11 protein-coding genes are annotated in these 15,829 nt (G+C 73.4%); 10 read left to right on the top strand and 1 reads right to left on the bottom strand.

The features are described from left to right. Positions 1 to 184 precede the first annotated feature (184 nt). The 3 genes from ABT345_RS19985 to ABT345_RS19975 all read left to right on the top strand — a co-directional run bounded on the left by ABT345_RS19985 (position 185) and on the right by ABT345_RS19975 (position 4,935). A complete protein-coding gene (locus ABT345_RS19985; RefSeq protein WP_345092293.1) occupies positions 185 to 868 on the top strand; it encodes a class I SAM-dependent DNA methyltransferase in 684 nt (227 codons plus the stop codon). A gap of 85 nt (positions 869 to 953) precedes the next feature. Beyond that, positions 954 to 3,257, top strand: a complete 2,304-nt coding sequence (locus tag ABT345_RS19980) for a SpoIIE family protein phosphatase (RefSeq protein ID WP_345092296.1) — start codon at positions 954 to 956, stop codon at positions 3,255 to 3,257. A 214-nt stretch (positions 3,258 to 3,471) separates the two neighbouring features. Further along, complete coding sequence (locus ABT345_RS19975) at positions 3,472 to 4,935, top strand: catalase (protein WP_345092299.1); 1,464 nt, start codon at positions 3,472 to 3,474, stop codon at positions 4,933 to 4,935. Positions 4,936 to 5,029: 94 nt separating this feature from the next. Here the strand turns inward: ABT345_RS19975 and ABT345_RS19970 are convergent, their stop codons facing one another. After that, positions 5,030 to 7,315, bottom strand: a complete 2,286-nt coding sequence (locus tag ABT345_RS19970; protein ID WP_345092301.1) for a transglycosylase domain-containing protein — start codon at positions 7,313 to 7,315, stop codon at positions 5,030 to 5,032. Between the two features lie 274 nt (positions 7,316 to 7,589). Here ABT345_RS19970 and ABT345_RS19965 point away from each other — a divergent pair, with 274 nt between their 5' ends. The 7 genes from ABT345_RS19965 (at position 7,590) to ABT345_RS19935 (ending at position 15,807) form a co-directional block, all read left to right on the top strand. Beyond that, positions 7,590 to 8,555, top strand: coding sequence for an SPFH domain-containing protein (locus ABT345_RS19965; RefSeq protein ID WP_345092304.1), 966 nt, complete (start codon positions 7,590 to 7,592; stop codon positions 8,553 to 8,555). Next, the gene (locus ABT345_RS19960; protein ID WP_345092307.1) at positions 8,552 to 8,827 is read left to right on the top strand and encodes a type II toxin-antitoxin system antitoxin; all 276 of its coding nucleotides are present in this window, start codon (positions 8,552 to 8,554) and stop codon (positions 8,825 to 8,827) included. The genes ABT345_RS19965 and ABT345_RS19960 overlap by 4 nt, the downstream gene beginning before the upstream one ends. A 235-nt stretch (positions 8,828 to 9,062) precedes the next feature. Beyond that, positions 9,063 to 9,746 (top strand): ABC transporter ATP-binding protein, encoded by a 684-nt coding sequence (locus ABT345_RS19955; RefSeq protein ID WP_345092310.1) that lies wholly within the window; start codon positions 9,063 to 9,065, stop codon positions 9,744 to 9,746. Beyond that, the gene (locus ABT345_RS19950; protein ID WP_345092313.1) at positions 9,743 to 12,127 is read left to right on the top strand and encodes an ABC transporter permease; all 2,385 of its coding nucleotides are present in this window, start codon (positions 9,743 to 9,745) and stop codon (positions 12,125 to 12,127) included. The genes ABT345_RS19955 and ABT345_RS19950 overlap by 4 nt, the downstream gene beginning before the upstream one ends. Before the next feature lie 133 nt (positions 12,128 to 12,260). Then, on the top strand, positions 12,261 to 12,785 hold the full coding sequence (locus tag ABT345_RS19945; protein ID WP_345092316.1) for a PadR family transcriptional regulator: 525 nt from the start codon (positions 12,261 to 12,263) through the stop codon (positions 12,783 to 12,785). Further along, the gene (locus ABT345_RS19940) at positions 12,782 to 13,471 is read left to right on the top strand and encodes an ABC transporter ATP-binding protein (protein ID WP_345092319.1); all 690 of its coding nucleotides are present in this window, start codon (positions 12,782 to 12,784) and stop codon (positions 13,469 to 13,471) included. The genes ABT345_RS19945 and ABT345_RS19940 overlap by 4 nt, the downstream gene beginning before the upstream one ends. Positions 13,472 to 13,527: 56 nt before the next feature. Continuing rightward, positions 13,528 to 15,807 (top strand): FtsX-like permease family protein, encoded by a 2,280-nt coding sequence (locus tag ABT345_RS19935; RefSeq protein ID WP_345092322.1) that lies wholly within the window; start codon positions 13,528 to 13,530, stop codon positions 15,805 to 15,807. Positions 15,808 to 15,829: the final 22 nt, after the last annotated feature.

The raw sequence follows: 15,829 nt of genomic DNA, 5'->3' as shown, positions 1-15,829 counted from the left end.
CGCCAGGCGGGAGTCCGCGGACGCCCTCCAGGGGCAACTCCTCCGGTCGCTCGGCGAACGGGGTGCCGAGCCCCCTTGCTGCGCCCTGGGCCACGAACCGTAGGATCGTCCTCCGCGAGACTGCACAGGCGCAACTCCACCAATCACAACAGAACTTGACCGCGGGCGCAGGAGAGGCGAGGTCGTGAGCGCTGACAGCTACGACGAGTACGAGGGCCTGAACCGGTTAGCTCTGGACCGGGCGGGTCAGGCCGAGGCGTTCGACGCGATCGGCGACCGCTACGACGAAGCGTTCCCGCACAAGGACGGACAGGTGTCGTCCGCCGCGTGGCTGGCCGGTGAACTGCCGCCCGGCTCGCGGGTGCTGGACGTCGGCTGCGGCACCGGGCTGCCCACCTCCCGTCAGCTCGCCGAGGCGGGCCACCGGGTCGTGGGCATCGACCTCTCGCCCGCGATGGTCAAGCTGTCCGGGGAGAACGTCCCCGGGGCGGAGTTCCACGCGATGGACGTCGCGGAGCTGCGGAACGGCCTGCTGGGCGGCCCCGGGTCGTTCGACGGGATCACGGCGTACTTCACCCTGCTGATGCTGCCGCGCGCGGAGATTCCCTATGCGCTGCGGATGCTGCATGATCTGCTACGGCCGGGTGGGGTGATGGCCCTGTCCATGGTCGAGGCCGATGTGGACGACTTCACGATCCCGTTCCTGGGCAACTCGATCCGGGTATCGGGTTTCCTGCGTGAGGATCTGCGCCGTGTCGTGCACGACGCGGGTTTCGACATCGCCGGGGAGGATTCCTACGCGTACGCCCCGGCCAGTACGGACGTACCACCTGAGATCCAGCTCTTTCTGCACCTGCGACGCGCTTGAGACGCAGCGGGTCAGGCGCGTCGCACCGGCGCCCTTGACACGCGGCGCGTCGGGCGCGCAGCCCCGGACGGATGGAATCCCACGCGTGACGGAGCACCCAACCTCCCACCACCTGCGGCAGCCGGCCTCGCCTGCCGCTCCTTCGGCGTCCCCTGCGCGGGGCCCGGGCTCCTCGCCGCTCGGCGGGGTGCCGGATCCGCGCAGCGCCCTCCAGCAGCCGGGGGCGGCGGGCTTCGCACCGCTGCCCGGGGCCGGTTTCGCCGTGCGCGGTGAGAACGGCGCGGCTGCCGCGTCGCCGGACGTCCCGCTGGTCACGGCCGGTGCCGGGCCGGGCAGCGGCGAGCCGGTCGCGGGCCACGGCCGTCCCCGTACGGCCGGCGGGCACGCCCCGTACGACGACGGTCTGGCGGCGCGCGGCGCGGTCGGCGGGGCACAGCCGCCGGAGCAGGGCGAGCCGCGCCCCGGTGAGCCGCGGCCGGGCACCGGCCACGTCCCGGCCGAGGGCATCGGGCGGCCACGGGAGGGCGGCCGGTCGCGGCCGCCGGGTGACGGCGCCCCGTCCGGCGCGTTCGTGCCGCCGCCCACGGCTCCGGCGGGCGGTGCGGCGCCGGTGCCTCCGGCGCGGGCGGACCATCCGGGCGAGAGCGACGAGGCGGCGGCCGCCCGGCAGGCGGGCGGTGACCGGCTGCGGTTCATCGGCGCGGCCACCCGGCGGATCGCCCGCGGTATCGATCTCGACGAGATCGTGCTGGGCCTCTGCCGGGCGACGGTCCCGACCTTCGCCGACGCGATCCTGGTGTATCTGCGCGATCCGCTGCCGGTGGGCGACGAGCGGCCGGCCGAGCCGATGGTGCTGCGGCTGCGCCGTACCGACCGGATCCCGGCGGAGCCGGACACCAACGGCATCCGGCTGCCGGTGCTGCCCGCGCAGCCGGATCTCGGCCCGGCGATGGGCGGCAGCGCCGCCGAGCTGGCCGAGGTGCTGACCGGCGGGCCGCTGGCGGAGGTGCTGCGCGGGGTGCGGCCGCTGTTCGGCGACGTCCCGGCGGCGCGGACGGCGCTGCCGGAGCTGCTGGGCGACGACACCCAGCTGCCGGGTGGGCGCCGGGTGATCCTGGCGCCGCTGCGCGGCCGCCGCCGGGTGATCGGCGCGGCGGTGTTCCTGCGCCGCCCGGACCGTCCGGCGTTCGAGGGCGACGACCTGCTGGTCGCGGCGCAGCTGGCGACGCACACCGCGCTCGGGGTGGACAAGGCGGTGTTCTACGGCCGCGAGGCGTACATCGCCGACGCGCTGCAGCGCACGATGCTGCCGGACTCGCTGCCGCAGCCGACCGGCGTCCGCCTGGCGAGCCGCTATCTGCCCGCGGCGGAGACGGCGCGGGTGGGCGGCGACTGGTACGACGCGATCCCGCTGCCGGGCAGCCGGGTGGCGCTGGTCGTCGGGGATGTCATGGGGCATTCGATGACCTCGGCGGCGATCATGGGGCAGCTGCGGACGACGGCACAGACGCTGGCCGGTCTGGATCTGCCGCCGCAGGAGGTGCTGCACCACCTCGACGAGCAGGCGCAGCGGCTGGGTTCGGACCGCATGGCGACCTGCCTGTACGCGGTGTACGACCCGGTGGCGCACCGCATCATCGTGGCGAACGCGGGTCATCCGCCGCCCGTCATGCTGCACCGCGGCGGCCGGGCGGAGGTGCTGCGGGTCCCGGCGGGCGCGCCGATCGGCGTCGGTGGCGTGGACTTCGAGGCGGTGGAGCTGGACGCCCCGGCCGGTGCCACGCTGGTGCTCTACACCGACGGTCTGGTCGAGTCGCGGATCCGGGACGTGTGGACCGGCATCGAGCAGCTGCGGGAGCGGCTGGCGGAGACGGCGCGGCTGACGGGCCCGAACCCGCCGCCGCTGGAGCCGCTCTGCGACGAGGTGCTGGACATGCTCGGGCCCGGCGACCGCGACGACGACATCGCGTTGCTGGCGGCGAGATTCGACGGGATAGCGCCCAGCGATGTCGCGTACTGGTATCTCGATCCGAAGGCTCAGACGGCGGGGCAGGCGCGCCGGCTGGCCCGGCGGGCGCTGTCGCGCTGGGGTCTGGAGGAGCTGACGGATCAGGTGGAGCTGCTGGTCAGCGAGGTGGTCACCAATGCGGTGCGGTATGCGGAGCGGCCGGTGACGCTGCGGCTGCTGCGCACCGACGTGCTGCGCTGCGAGGTCGGCGACGACGTCCCGCAGCTGCCGCGGCTGCGTCAGGCGCGCCCGTCGGACGAGGGCGGGCGCGGCCTGTATCTCGTCAACCGCATGGCGCGGCGCTGGGGCGCCACCCGGCTGAGCATGGGCAAGGTCGTCTGGTTCGAGCTGTCGATGCCGCCGGGCGCCGGTCCGCGCTGATCACCCGGCCGGACGCGTGGTGCGTCCGGCGAAACGAAGGCCCCGTCCGGGCAGCCGGGCGGGGCCTTCGTCCGTGCGGGTGCGCCGCGTGCGGGGCCGCCGGGCCAGGGTTGCCGACATGCCGTCGGCGGCGTTGACTGCTTGGGTGGACAAAAGGGACTGACTGACCCCCCACTCCGCCCCTTCCTCCCCGCCGAAACGGAGGCGCTCCTCCATGTCCAGCCCCGCGCAGAACGTCCCGCACACGACGAACAACGTCGGCATCCCCGTCGAGAGCGACGAGAACTCGCTGACCATCGGCCCCGACGGCCCGATCGCGCTGCACGACCACTATCTGATCGAGAAGATGGCCCTCTTCAACCGGGAGCGGGTCCCCGAGCGGGTGGTGCACGCCAAGGGCAGCGGCGCGTACGGCACCTTCAAGGTCACCAACGACGTCAGCCAGTTCACCAGGGCGGATCTCTTCCAGCCGGGCAAGACGACCGAGATGCTGGCCCGCTTCTCGACCGTCGCCGGTGAGCAGGGCTCCCCCGACACCTGGCGCGACCCGCGCGGTTTCGCCCTGAAGTTCTACACCGAGCAGGGCAACTACGACCTGGTCGGCAACAACACCCCGGTGTTCTTCGTCCGCGACACGATCAAGTTCCAGGACTTCATCCGCTCGCAGAAGCGCCGTCCCGACAACGGGCTGCGCGACAACGACATGCAGTGGGACTTCTGGACGCTGCAGCCGGAGTCCGCGCACATGGTCACCTGGCTGATGGGCGACCGCGGCATCCCCAAGACGTACCGGCACATGAACGGCTACGGCTCGCACACGTACATGTGGGTCAACGCCGGAGGGGAGAAGTTCTGGATCAAGTACCACTTCAAGACCGACCAGGGCATCGACTTCCTCACCCAGGCGGACGCGGACCGGCTCGCCGGTGAGGACGCCGACATCCACCGCCGCGACCTCCACGATGCGATCGAGAGCGGCAACGCCCCGTCGTGGACGCTGTATGTGCAGGTCATGCCGTTCGACGACGCGCCGGACTACCGGTTCAACCCGTTCGATCTGACGAAGGTGTGGCCGCACGGCGACTACCCGCTGATCGAGGTCGGGCGGATGACGCTGAACCGGAACCCGGAGGACTACTTCATCCACATCGAGCAGGCGGCGTTCGAGCCGTCGAACCTCGTGCCGGGCATCGGCCCGTCGCCGGACAAGATGCTGCTGGGGCGGCTGTTCTCGTACCCGGACACGCACCGGTACCGGATCGGCCCGAACTACGCCCAGCTGCCGCCGAACCGGGCGCACGTCCCGGTCCACTCGTACGCCAAGGACGGCCCGATGCGGTTCGATCCGTCGCGGGCGGCCCGGCCCTACGCGCCGAACTCGTACGGGGGGCCGTCGGCGCCCGCGCAGGAGGGCAAGGACCCGGTGGGCTGGGAGAGCGCCGGTGAGCTGGTCCGGGAGGCGTACACCAAGCGCCGGGAGGACGACGACTTCGGGCAGCCGGGGACGCTGGTCCGCAAGGTGCTGGACGACGCGGCGCGCGACCGGCTGGTGAGCAATGTCGCCGGGCATCTGAGCAACGGGGTGAGCAAGCCGGTGCAGGAGCGGGCGTTCCAGTACTGGCGCAACGTCGACAAGGACCTCGGCGACCGGATCGCGAAGAAGGTCAACGGCGGCTGACCCGCGCCACCGCACGGCCGCGGCCCCCGGCCCGTGGGTACGGGTCGGGGGCCGCGGCCGTGCGTGAGGGCCGGTCAGTTCAGCCCAGCTCAGCTCAGTTCAGCCCGGTGAGGCCGTCGGTGGTGCCGCCGGCGCCGTTGCCGCCGCCGGTGCCGTTGTTGCCGCCGGTGCCCTGGCCGCCGTTGCCGCCGCCCGGGCCGCCGGTGGTGCCGCCGTTCGGGTCGCCGGTGCCGGGGTCGGTCGGCGCCGAGCCGGTGTCGGTGGGCGTCGGGGCGCCGGAGTCGGTCGGCGTCGGGTCGTGGGACGGGGTGTCCGACGGGCTCTGCGTCTCGGTCGGGGTGTCCGAGGGCGTCTCCGACGGGGCCGTGGGGGTGTTGGTCGGGGGCGGCGGGGCCACGCCCATGCCCGAGTCGGCGTCCAGGTCGAAGGTGGCACCGGCGCCGGCGCCGAGCGCCGCCGCGTTGTAGGCGGCCCAGACCTGCGCCGGGTAGCCGCCGCCGTTGACCCGGCCGCCCCCACCGGCGCCGCGGAGGGTGACCTGCTTGCCGCCCTCGGCCTCACCGAACATGCCGACGGCGGTGACCAGCTTGGGCGTGTAGCCGACGAACCACGCCGACTTGTTGTCGTCGGAGGTGCCGGTCTTGCCCGCCGCCTGGTACGAGGTGTCCTGCACCGCCGTGGCCGTACCGTCGTCGACCACGCCGCGCAGCACGGAGGTGACGGTGTCGGCGGTCTTGCGGCTGAGCACCTGGTCGCCGATCGGGTCGGGCAGGTCCGGCTCCGGGTCGCTGGCGTGCTCGGCCTTGGTGACCAGGGTCGGGGTGACCTTGCGGCCGTGGTTGTCGAAGGTCGCGTAGACGCCGGCCATCTGCACGGGGCTGGCGCCCATGGAGCCGAGGGTCATGGCGGGCTGGACGTCCATCCGGGCGCCGTTCATGCCCAGCGAGGTCGCGGTCTTCTTCAGGCTGTCGAGGCCGACGTCGGCGCCCATCTGCGCGAACACCGAGTTGACGGAGTTGTTCATCGCCTTTTGGACGGTGATGTTGCCGTAGCTGCGCTGGTCCTCGTTGGGCGGCGCGAAGGGGGCGGTGCCGCCGACGACCGGGCGGCGGCTGGTGCCGTCGTAGACGGTGTCGGGCGTGATCGGCCGGCCGTCCTGGGTGGTGGCGTGGTTCTCCAGGGCGGTGGCGAGGATCAGCGGCTTGAAGGTGGAGGCCGGCTGGTAGTCCTGGCGCGTCGCGTTGTTGATGTAGTGCTGGGTGTACCCGGCGCCGCCGTACATCGCGACGATGTGGCCGGTGCTCGGGTCGACGGAGGCGGCGCCCAGCTGGGCGTTGCGGTCGGCCTCGCGCAGCTTGGGGTCGAGGTCGCGGGTGAGCTTGTCCTTGACCGCCTTCTCCAGGGCGAGCTGCTTGTCCTTCTCGATGCCGAGGGTGACGGTCCAGCCGCCCAGCTCGAACTTCTTCTCGTCGACGCCGTGGGCGAAGAGTTCGTCCTTGGCCGCCTTGACGAGGTAGCCGGTGCGGCCGGTCAGCCCCTCCTGGGGCTTGGGGTCCTTCGGGACGTCGAACTTCTGCTGGTCCCGCTCGGCCTGGGAGAGCCACTTCATCTCGACCATGTTGTCGAGGGTGTAGGCCCAGCGGGCCTTGGCGCGCTTCTTGCCGTCGGGGGTGGCAAGCGCCCAGTCGTACTGGTTGGGGGCCTGGAGCAGCGAGGCGAGGTAGGCGCCCTGGGAGACGGTGAGCTGGCTTGCGTCCTTGCGGTAGTACGCCTGGGCGGCGGCCTGGATGCCGTAGGCGCCGCGCCCGTAGTAGCTGGTGTTGAGGTAGCCGTCGAGGATCTCCGACTTGCCCTTCTCGGCGTCCACCTTGAGGGAGATCACGATCTCCTGGAGCTTGCGGGAGACCGTCTGCTCCTGGGAGAGGTAGTAGTTCTTGACGTACTGCTGGGTGATCGTGGAGCCACCCTGCTTGCCCTCGCCCTGGAGGGTCTTGAAGATGCCGCGGAAGGTGCCCTTGAGGTCGATGCCGGAGTCGTCGTAGAACGTCTTGTTCTCGGCGGCGACGAAGGCGTGCTGCACCTTCAGGGGCACCTTGCTGAGCGGCACGCTCTCGCGGTTCAGCTTGCCGGTGCGGGCGAGGACCTTGCCGTCGGCGTACTTGTAGACGTTGCTCTGCGCGGTGGCGAGTTCGGTGCCCGCAGCGGGGACGTCGACGTAGAAGTACAGGCCGACGGCGCCCGCTATGCCGAGCAGGCATATCCCGAAGAAGGTGCCGAGCATCTTCTTCCAGGTGAAGAGGCGGCGTATCCGGCCCTTCGGGCCTCGGGGCCCGTCCCCGCGGCTCCCCTGCCGCGTTCGTGTCGCGTCCGCTCGGCCCATGGCTCCTGTCACTTTCGTCGTACCGCCCCCCGCTGGGTCAGCTGTTGAAGCTAACACCGCATCTGCCCGCAAATGCTCATCGATCAAGGGCTTTTCGTACGTGACAAAGAGCACCTGGTGCGACGGAACCGCGGACGGGGTTGCGCGGTGGCCGGACCGAGGAGTTAAAGTGATATCACTTTGATGAGTCGGTGAGATCGTGCCGGGGACCGCCCGGGCGCGCCACCGGCCCCGCGTCCGGCGTTCCGGGCGCGTCACGAGAAACGGGGCTTCCATGTCCGAGACCACACCCGCCACCGCGCCCAGAGGCGACGCGCCGCTCGCCGACGCGCCCGAGATGCCCGCCCCGCAGGTCCGCGAGAAGGCCGCGCACAGCATTCCGGGCGGCCTGGCACTGCTGCTGACCACGCTCGGCGTCTTCCTCGGCATCGCGATGATCATCGGCGGCGGGATCGCCGGTTCGCACGGCGGCTCCGGGCTCGCCGCCGCGCTGATCATCGTCGGCATCCTGACGCTGCTGACCTCGATCTTCTGCATGACCGGCGTGAAGATGGTGGCGCCGGGCGAGGCGCGGGTGATCCAGCTCTTCGGCCGGTACGTCGGCACCATCCGCACCGACGGCCTGCGCTGGGTCAACCCGCTGACCAGCGCCCGGAAGATCTCCACCCGGGTGCGGAACCACGAGACGGCGGTGCTGAAGGTCAACGACGCGTACGGCAATCCGATCGAGCTGGCGTCGATCGTCGTCTGGCAGGTCGAGGACACCGCGCAGGCGCTCTTCGAGGTGGACGACTTCCTGGAGTTCGTCTCGACCCAGACCGAGGCGGCGGTCCGCCACATCGCGATCGAGTACCCCTACGACGCGCACGACGAGGACGCGCTGTCGCTGCGCGGCAACGCCGAGGAGATCACCGAGAAGCTCGCCGCCGAGCTGACCGCCCGGGTGCAGGCGGCCGGCGTGCGGATCATCGAGTCCCGCTTCAGCCACCTCGCCTACGCGCCCGAGATCGCCTCGGCGATGCTCCAGCGGCAGCAGGCGGGCGCGGTGGTCGCGGCGCGGCAGCAGATCGTGGAGGGCGCGGTCGGCATGGTCGAGCAGGCGCTGGTGCGCATCAGCGAGCAGGGCATCGTCGAGCTGGACGAGGAGCGCAAGGCGTCCATGGTCGGCAATCTGATGGTGGTGCTGTGCGGTGACCGGGCCGCCCAGCCGGTGCTGAACACGGGCTCGCTCTACCAGTGAGCGACGAGAGCCCCGAGGGAGCGGGCGGCGGCGCCCGCAAACCCGCGCGACGGCCGCAGCAGCGCAAGCAGGTGCTGCTGCGGCTGGACCCGCTGGTCCACGACGCACTGGCCCGCTGGGCCGGCGACGAACTCCGCAGCACCAACGCCCAGATCGAGTTCCTGCTGCGGAAGGCGCTGGCGGACGCGGGCCGGCTGCCGCGCGGGACGGGCGGCATGCCGCGGCGCGGCCGGCCACCGAAGGCGCCGGGGGCGGACGGGACGGCGGGCTGAGCGGACTGACCTGGCGGGGCGCGGCACCGGATGCGAGACCGGCCGGCCGTCCGAACGGGCCGCGAGCTGCCGCCGGGCGCGAGCCGCGGGGCACCGGGCCGGACGCGGCCCCGGGCCGAGGCGGGAAGCGGCTCCGACTGCCGGAACCGCTCTATACACGCGATGTATACACCTCGTGTAGAGTGCGCCGCATGCCCCAAGGACGTCCCCTGCCCGCACCCCCGGAGGCCCGCCCATGACCCCGCCCGGCTCATTGCTCCACGCCGGTGGCCTGTACAAGGCGTACGGTGCGACGCCCGCGCTGGACGGCGCGGAGTTCTCCGTCCACCCCGGCGAGGTCGTCGCCGTCCTCGGCCCCTCCGGCTCGGGAAAATCCACACTCCTGCACTGCCTCGCCGGAATCATCCGACCCGACCGCGGCACCGTCCACTACGGCGACCGCGACCTGACGGCCATGAACGACGCCGAACGCAGCGCCCTGCGCCGCACCGACTTCGGCTTCGTCTTCCAGTTCGGCCAACTCGTCCCCGAACTCACCTGCCTGGAGAACGTCGCCCTGCCGATGCGGCTGGCCGGTGCGGCCCGCAGGACGGCCGAGGCCGAGGCGCGCGGCTGGCTGGAGCGGCTGGAGGTGGACTCCGTCGCCGACCGCCGTCCCGGTGAGGTCTCCGGCGGCCAGGGCCAGCGCGTCGCCGTCGCCCGCGCCCTCGCCACCCGCCCCCGCGTCCTGTTCGCGGACGAACCGACCGGCGCCCTGGACTCCCTCAACGGCGAACGCGTCATGGGCCTGCTCACCGACGCCGCCCGCGACACCCGGGCGGCCGTCGTCCTCGTCACCCACGAGACCCGCGTCGCCGCCTACTCCGACCGCGCGGTCGTCGTCCGCGACGGCAAGGTCAGGGAGACGGTGCCCGCATGACGCACCCACCGCACCGGCCGCCAGCCCCACCGCGCGGGCTCTCCGTATGGCTCCGCGACCTCGGCATGGGGCTGCGGTTCGCCGCCGCCGGGGGCCGCGAGGGCTGGACCCGGACGCTGCTGACCGCCGTCGGCGTCGGCCTCGGCGTCCTGCTGCTGCTCGGCGCCGCGTCGGTGCCGCACCTCATGGAGGGCCGCAACGAACGGGCCATGGCCCGGCAGATCCTCAACGGCGCGGAGCCGCCGCCCGCCTCCGCCCGCACCGTCGTCGCCGCCCAGGACACGACCGCCTACCGCGGCGAGCGGCTCTTCGGCCTCCGGCTGCGCCCCGACGGACCCGACGCCCCGCTCCCGCCGGGCATCGGCGCCTACCCGCGCCCCGGCACCATGGCGGTCTCCCCCGCCCTGCGCACTCTGCTCGCCTCCCCCGACGGCGCCCTGCTGCGCGAGCGGCTGCCGTACGAGATCACCGGCACCATCGCCGATTCCGGACTGGTCGGCCCGAAGGAGCTGGCGTACTACCTGACCAGCGACGTCCCCATCGCGGAGACCTCCGGGTTCCGGCTGGACCGCTTCGGCGCCGACGATCCCGGGGCGCCGATGAGCCCGCTGCTGCTGATGCTGATCGTCATCGCGTGCGTGGTGCTGCTGATGCCGGTGGCCGTCTTCATCGCCACCGCGATCCGGTTCGGCGGCGAGCGCCGCGACCGGCGGCTGGCCGCGCTCCGGCTGGTCGGCGCGGACCTCGCCACCACCCGCCGGATCGCCGCGGGCGAGGCGCTCTTCGGCGCGCTGTGCGGACTGGCCCTGGGCACCGCGCTGTTCCTGGTCTGCCGCGCGTACGCGGGCTCCGTCACCCTCTACGACATCAACGCCTTCCCCTCCGACGTGACGCCGCTCCCGGCGCTCGCCGCGCTGATCGCGGTGGCCGTCCCGGCCGCCGCCCTCGTCGTCACCCTCGTCACGCTGCGCGGCGTCGCCATCGAACCGCTCGGTGTGGTCCGCGGCCGTACGGCCCGCCGCCGGCGGCTGTGGTGGCGGCTGCCGCTGCTGATCGGCGGCCCGGCGCTGCTGCTGCTCGGCGGGCCGGTCGACCTGCGGGCGGGCGGCGCCCGCGCCTACGTGGCCGCGGTGGGCGCGGCGCTGACGCTGTGCGGCGTCACGGCGCTGCTGCCCTGGGCGATCGAGGCGGCCGTGCGGCGGCTCGGCCGCGGGCCCGTCGCCTGGCAGCTCGCCGTCCGCCGGCTCCAGTTGAGCGGCGGCTCCGCGGCCCGCGCGGTCAGCGGCATCTGCGTCGCGGTGGCCGGGGCGCTGGCGCTGCAACTGCTGGTCTCCGCGCTCCAGAGCGACTTCGTCCGGCGCACCGGACAGGATTCCAGCCGCGCCCAGCTCTCCGTGGAGCTGCCGGAGTCCACCGGCGCCGCCCTCCGACGGGACGCCGCGCGGCTCGCGCGGACCGAGGGGGTCCGCACCAGCCGCCCGCTGATCACGGCGCACGTGACCCGGTCCGGTCCGCCGCGCAAGGGCGAGGACTCCCCGCCCTCCTCCCCGCTGACCGTCGGCGACTGCGCCGCGCTCCGCGAGGTGGCGCACACCGGCCCCTGCCGCGACGGCGACGTCTTCCTCGCCGTCAACGGCGGCCTGGCGGTCGACGCCGAGGCGGTCCGCGCCACCGCCCGCCCCGGCGGCCAGGTCCTGCTCAACGCCGACGAGGAGACCGGCAGGCCGACCGGCACGTCCCGCCGGTGGACCCTCCCGGAGCACACCCGCGAGGTCAGCGCCCGCAAGGACCCGACGGGCCGCCTCTCGCTCGGCGTCCTCGCCACCCCCGGCGCCCTCGACCCCAGCCGGCTCCACCGCCCGTACGGGCACGTCCTGATCCGGACCGACCCCGGGGTGCCCGACGCCGAGGAGTACGTCCGCAACACGGCCGCCGCGCTCGGGCCCGAGGTGGACGTCAACGCGGTGCACGACACCGAGAGCGACGCCCAGTACGCCAGCGTGCACACCGGGCTGCTGCTCGGCTCGACGGTGACGATGGCGCTGGTCGCCGCCGGACTGCTGGTCACCACCGTGGAGCAGCTGCGCGAGCGGCGCCGGCTGCTGTCGGTGCTGGTGGCCTTCGGCACCCGCCGCTCCACCCTGGCCTGGTCGGTGCTGTGGCAGACGGCGGTGCCGATCGCGCTGGGGCTGGCCCTGGCGGTGGCCGCCGGGCTCGGGCTCGGCTCCGGGCTGCTGCGGATGGCGGGCCGGGCCCGATACGACTGGGCGGACATCTGGCCGCTGCCGCTCGCCGGCGGCCTGCTGGTCCTCCTCGTCACGCTGCTGAGCCTGCCGTCGCTGTGGCGGCTGATGCGCCCGGACGGCCTGCGGACGGAGTGAGCGCACCGCCGCCCGGAACGCCCCGCGAAGCCCTGGTCACCCGGGGTGCGCGGGGCGTTCGCGCGCACGCGGGCGGGTACGTATGAATCGAGCGTATACACCCGGGATACACCCACGACGTAAGGTGGTCGCCATGTCAATCGGTCATACGCTGCTGGGCCTCCTGGAGTCCGGCCCCCGCCATGGCTACGACCTCAAGCGGGCCTTCGACGAGCACTTCGGGCACGACCGTCCGCTGCACTACGGGCAGGTCTACTCGACGATGTCCCGGCTGCTGAAGAACGGTCTGGTCGAGGTGGACGGCGTCGAGGCCGGTGCGGGCCCCGAGCGCAAGCGGTACGCGATCACGGACGCCGGTGTCACGGACGTCGGGCAGTGGCTCAGCCGCCCGGAGAAGCCGGAGCCGTACCTCCAGTCGACGCTGTACACCAAGGTCGTCCTCGCGCTGATGACCGGGCGGGACGCCGCCGAGCTGCTCGACACCCAGCGGGCCGAGCATCTGCGGCTGATGCGCTCGCTCACCGAGCGCAAGCGCCAGGGCGACCTCGCCGACCAGCTCATCTGCGACCATGCGCTCTTCCACCTGGAGGCGGATCTGCGCTGGCTGGAGCTGACCGCCGCCCGGCTCGACGGACTGGCGCAGACGGTGCACGAATGACGCCCGAGGGTTCGCTGCTCGCCGCGCGCGACCTGCACAAGGCGTACGGTGCGACGCCCGCGCTGGACGGCGCGGAGTTCTCCGTCCACCCCGGCGAGGTCGTCGCCGTCCTCGGCCCGTCCGGCTCCGGAAAGTCGACCCTGCTGCACTGCCTGGCCGGGATCATCCGGCCGGACCGCGGCACCGTCCACTACGGCGACCGTGATCTGACGGCCATGAGCGACGCCGAACGCAGCGCCCTGCGCCGCACCGACTTCGGCTTCGTCTTCCAATTCGGCCAACTCGTCCCCGAGCTGACCTGCCTGGAGAACGTCGCCCTGCCGCTCCGCCTGGGCGGCGCCCGCCGCAAGGAGGCCGAGCGGCAGGCGCGGGAGTGGCTGGAGCGGCTGGAGGTCGAGGACGTGCACAAGCAGCGCCCCGGTGAGGTCTCCGGCGGCCAGGGCCAGCGCGTCGCCGTCGCCCGCGCCCTCGCCACCCGCCCCCGCGTCGTCTTCGCGGACGAGCCGACCGGCGCCCTCGACTCCCTCAACGGCGAACGCGTGATGACGCTGCTGACCGACGCCGCCCGCGAGACGCAGGCGGCCGTCGTCCTCGTCACCCACGAGACCCGCGTCGCCGCCTACTCCGACCGCGAGATCACCGTCCGCGACGGCAAGGTGAAGGACCTGCTGGCGGGCTTGCGGTGAGTCGTCCCGGCGCCCCCGTGCCGGTCCGGGCGCGGGGCTGGTGCCGCGATCTGCTCATGGGGATACGGTTCGCCGCGGGCGGCGGCCGCGAGGGCTGGACGCGGACGGCCCTGACGGCGGTCGGCGTGGCCCTCGGGGTCGCCGTGCTGCTGATCAGCGCGTCCGCACCGACGCTGATCAACGCCTGGCACGGCCGCGAGAAAGCCCGCGAGAACCTCGGCCAGCGGTACGAACCGCCACGCGGCGACACCACGGTGCGCTACGCGCACGCCGACACCGTCTTCCACGGGCTGCCGATCCGCGGCCGCCTGGTCCAGCCCGACGGCGACCACCCGCCCGTGCCGCCCGGCATGGACCGCCTCCCCGGGCCGGGCGAGATGCGGGTCTCCCCGGCGCTCAAGGAGCTGCTGGCCGAACCGGACAGCGCCCTGCTGCGGCAGCGGCTCCCGTACAAGGTCATCGGCACCATCGGCGACGCGGGGCTCCAGGGCCCGGCGGAGCTGACCTATGTCGCGGGCGGCACGAAGCTGCGCGCGCCCACCGGGTACCGCATCGACCACTTCGGCAAGAGCTGGACCCCGCGGCCGCTGACCCCGCAGGGCACGCTGCTGGTGATCATGACGTGTGTGGCGCTGCTGACGCCGGTGACGGTCTTCATCGGAACGTCCGCGCGGTTCGGCAACGACCGGCGCGAGCGGCGGCTGGCGGCGCTGCGGCTGCTCGGCTCGGACATCGCCACCACCCGCCGGGTCGCCGCCGGGGAGGCGCTGTTCGGCTCGCTGCTGGGCCTGGCGGGCGGCACCGCGCTGTTCCTCACCGTCCGGCAGACCGCCGCGTCGATCACCGTGTGGGACATCAACGTCTTCCCCGCCGACATCCGGCCCGGCCCGCTGCCCGCCGCGCTGATCGCCGTCCTCGTCCCGGCCATATCGGTCCTGGTGACGCTGTTCGCGCAGCGCGGGGTGACGGTCGATCCGCTCGGCGTGGTGCACCGGCGGCCCGCGCCGCGCCGCCGCCTGTGGTGGCGGCTGCTGCTGCCGGCGCTCGGCGCGGCGCTGCTGGTCCCGCTGCTCCGACAGCAGAGGTGGGTCGACACCGGCGCCAACACCGCGACGCTGGCCGTCGGTTCGATGCTGCTGCTGTTCGGCGTCACGGCGCTGCTGCCGTGGCTGGTCGAGGCGGTGGTGGGCCGGCTGCACGGCGGCCCGGTGCCCTGGCAGCTGGCCATCCGCCGGCTCCAGGTGTCCGGGGGTTCGGCGACCCGCGCGGTCAGCGGCATCACCGTCGCGGTGGCCGGGGCGATCGCCATCCACATGCTCTTCACCGGTATGCAGAACGGCTTCGCCCAGGCGTACGCCCGCTCCGGCGCGCTGCCCCGGCTCGGCTACACCACACAGGCGGACAGCTGGCAGCAGACCGAACGGGCGCTCGCCGCGGTGCGCGCCACGCCGGGGGCGACGGACGCCCACGGCGTCATCGAGGGCACCGTGAGCGTCCTGCACGACGGCGACACCTTCCAGAGTCTCGCCATCGGCAGCTGCGCCGAACTGCGCCGGGTGGCCGCGCTGGACTCCTGCCGCGACGGCGACGTCTTCGTGACCCAGGGCGCCGGCGCCAGGCCGGTACGGCCGGGCACCGCCCTGGACCTCAACCCGCCGTTCGTCCCCGAGGACCGCCTCACCCCGCACCCGTGGCAGCTCCCCGCCGACGCCCGCAAGGCCCGGCTGCTGCACACCGGCGACGGTCCGGACGACCACCGCTACGACATCCTGGCCACCCCGTCCACCGTCGACATCCGCCGCCTGGGCATGGGCGACATGGCGCTGCGGGTCGGCTTCGACCGCTCCGTCCCCGACGCCGTCGAACGGATCCGCACCACGATGGCGCGGATCACCCCGACGTTCTACGAGGCCTCCGCGGTGGACAATCCGCACGACCGGGCCTACTCCGGCGTCCGCAACGGCATGTTCGCCGCCGCCGCGGTCACCCTGCTGCTGATCGGCGCGGGCCTGATCATCTCGACGGTGGAACAGCTCCACGAACGCCGCCGCGCCCTCTCCTCCCTCCACGCCTTCGGCGTCCGCCGCTCCTCGCTGAGCTGGTCGGTCCTGTGGCAGACGGCGGTCCCGGTCCTGCTCGGACTGGCGCTCGCGGTCAGCTGCGGCCTGCTGCTGGGCACGCTGCTGCTCCGGATGATCGGCGCCGAGGTACGGGTGGACTGGCCGGTGGTGGCCGGCATGGCGGGCATCGGCGGCGGCGTGATCCTCTTCGTGACGGTCCTGAGCCTGCCACCGCTGTGGCGGATGATGCGCCCGGAGGGGCTGCGGACGGAGTGAACGGGGGCCGGGCCAGACCGGC

This window comes from Streptomyces sp. NPDC000404 (assembly GCF_040300365.1).
Lineage (GTDB): Bacteria > Actinomycetota > Actinomycetes > Streptomycetales > Streptomycetaceae > Streptomyces > Streptomyces ramulosus.
Note: the sequence above shows the minus strand (reverse complement) of the source record. Positions and strands in the feature narration are given on the sequence as shown.

Bases quoted from the DNA above. Each gene is read 5' to 3' on its own strand.
- ABT345_RS19975 (WP_345092299.1), top strand. From the start codon at position 3,472: ATGTCCAGCCCCGCGCAGAACGTCCCGCACACGACGAACAACGTCGGC.
- ABT345_RS19970 (WP_345092301.1), bottom strand. From the start codon at position 7,315: ATGGGCCGAGCGGACGCGACACGAACGCGGCAGGGGAGCCGCGGGGAC.
- ABT345_RS19965 (WP_345092304.1), top strand. From the start codon at position 7,590: ATGTCCGAGACCACACCCGCCACCGCGCCCAGAGGCGACGCGCCGCTC.
- ABT345_RS19955 (WP_345092310.1), top strand. From the start codon at position 9,063: ATGACCCCGCCCGGCTCATTGCTCCACGCCGGTGGCCTGTACAAGGCG.
- ABT345_RS19950 (WP_345092313.1), top strand. From the start codon at position 9,743: ATGACGCACCCACCGCACCGGCCGCCAGCCCCACCGCGCGGGCTCTCC.
- ABT345_RS19945 (WP_345092316.1), top strand. From the start codon at position 12,261: ATGTCAATCGGTCATACGCTGCTGGGCCTCCTGGAGTCCGGCCCCCGC.
- ABT345_RS19940 (WP_345092319.1), top strand. From the start codon at position 12,782: ATGACGCCCGAGGGTTCGCTGCTCGCCGCGCGCGACCTGCACAAGGCG.
- ABT345_RS19935 (WP_345092322.1), top strand. From the start codon at position 13,528: ATGGGGATACGGTTCGCCGCGGGCGGCGGCCGCGAGGGCTGGACGCGG.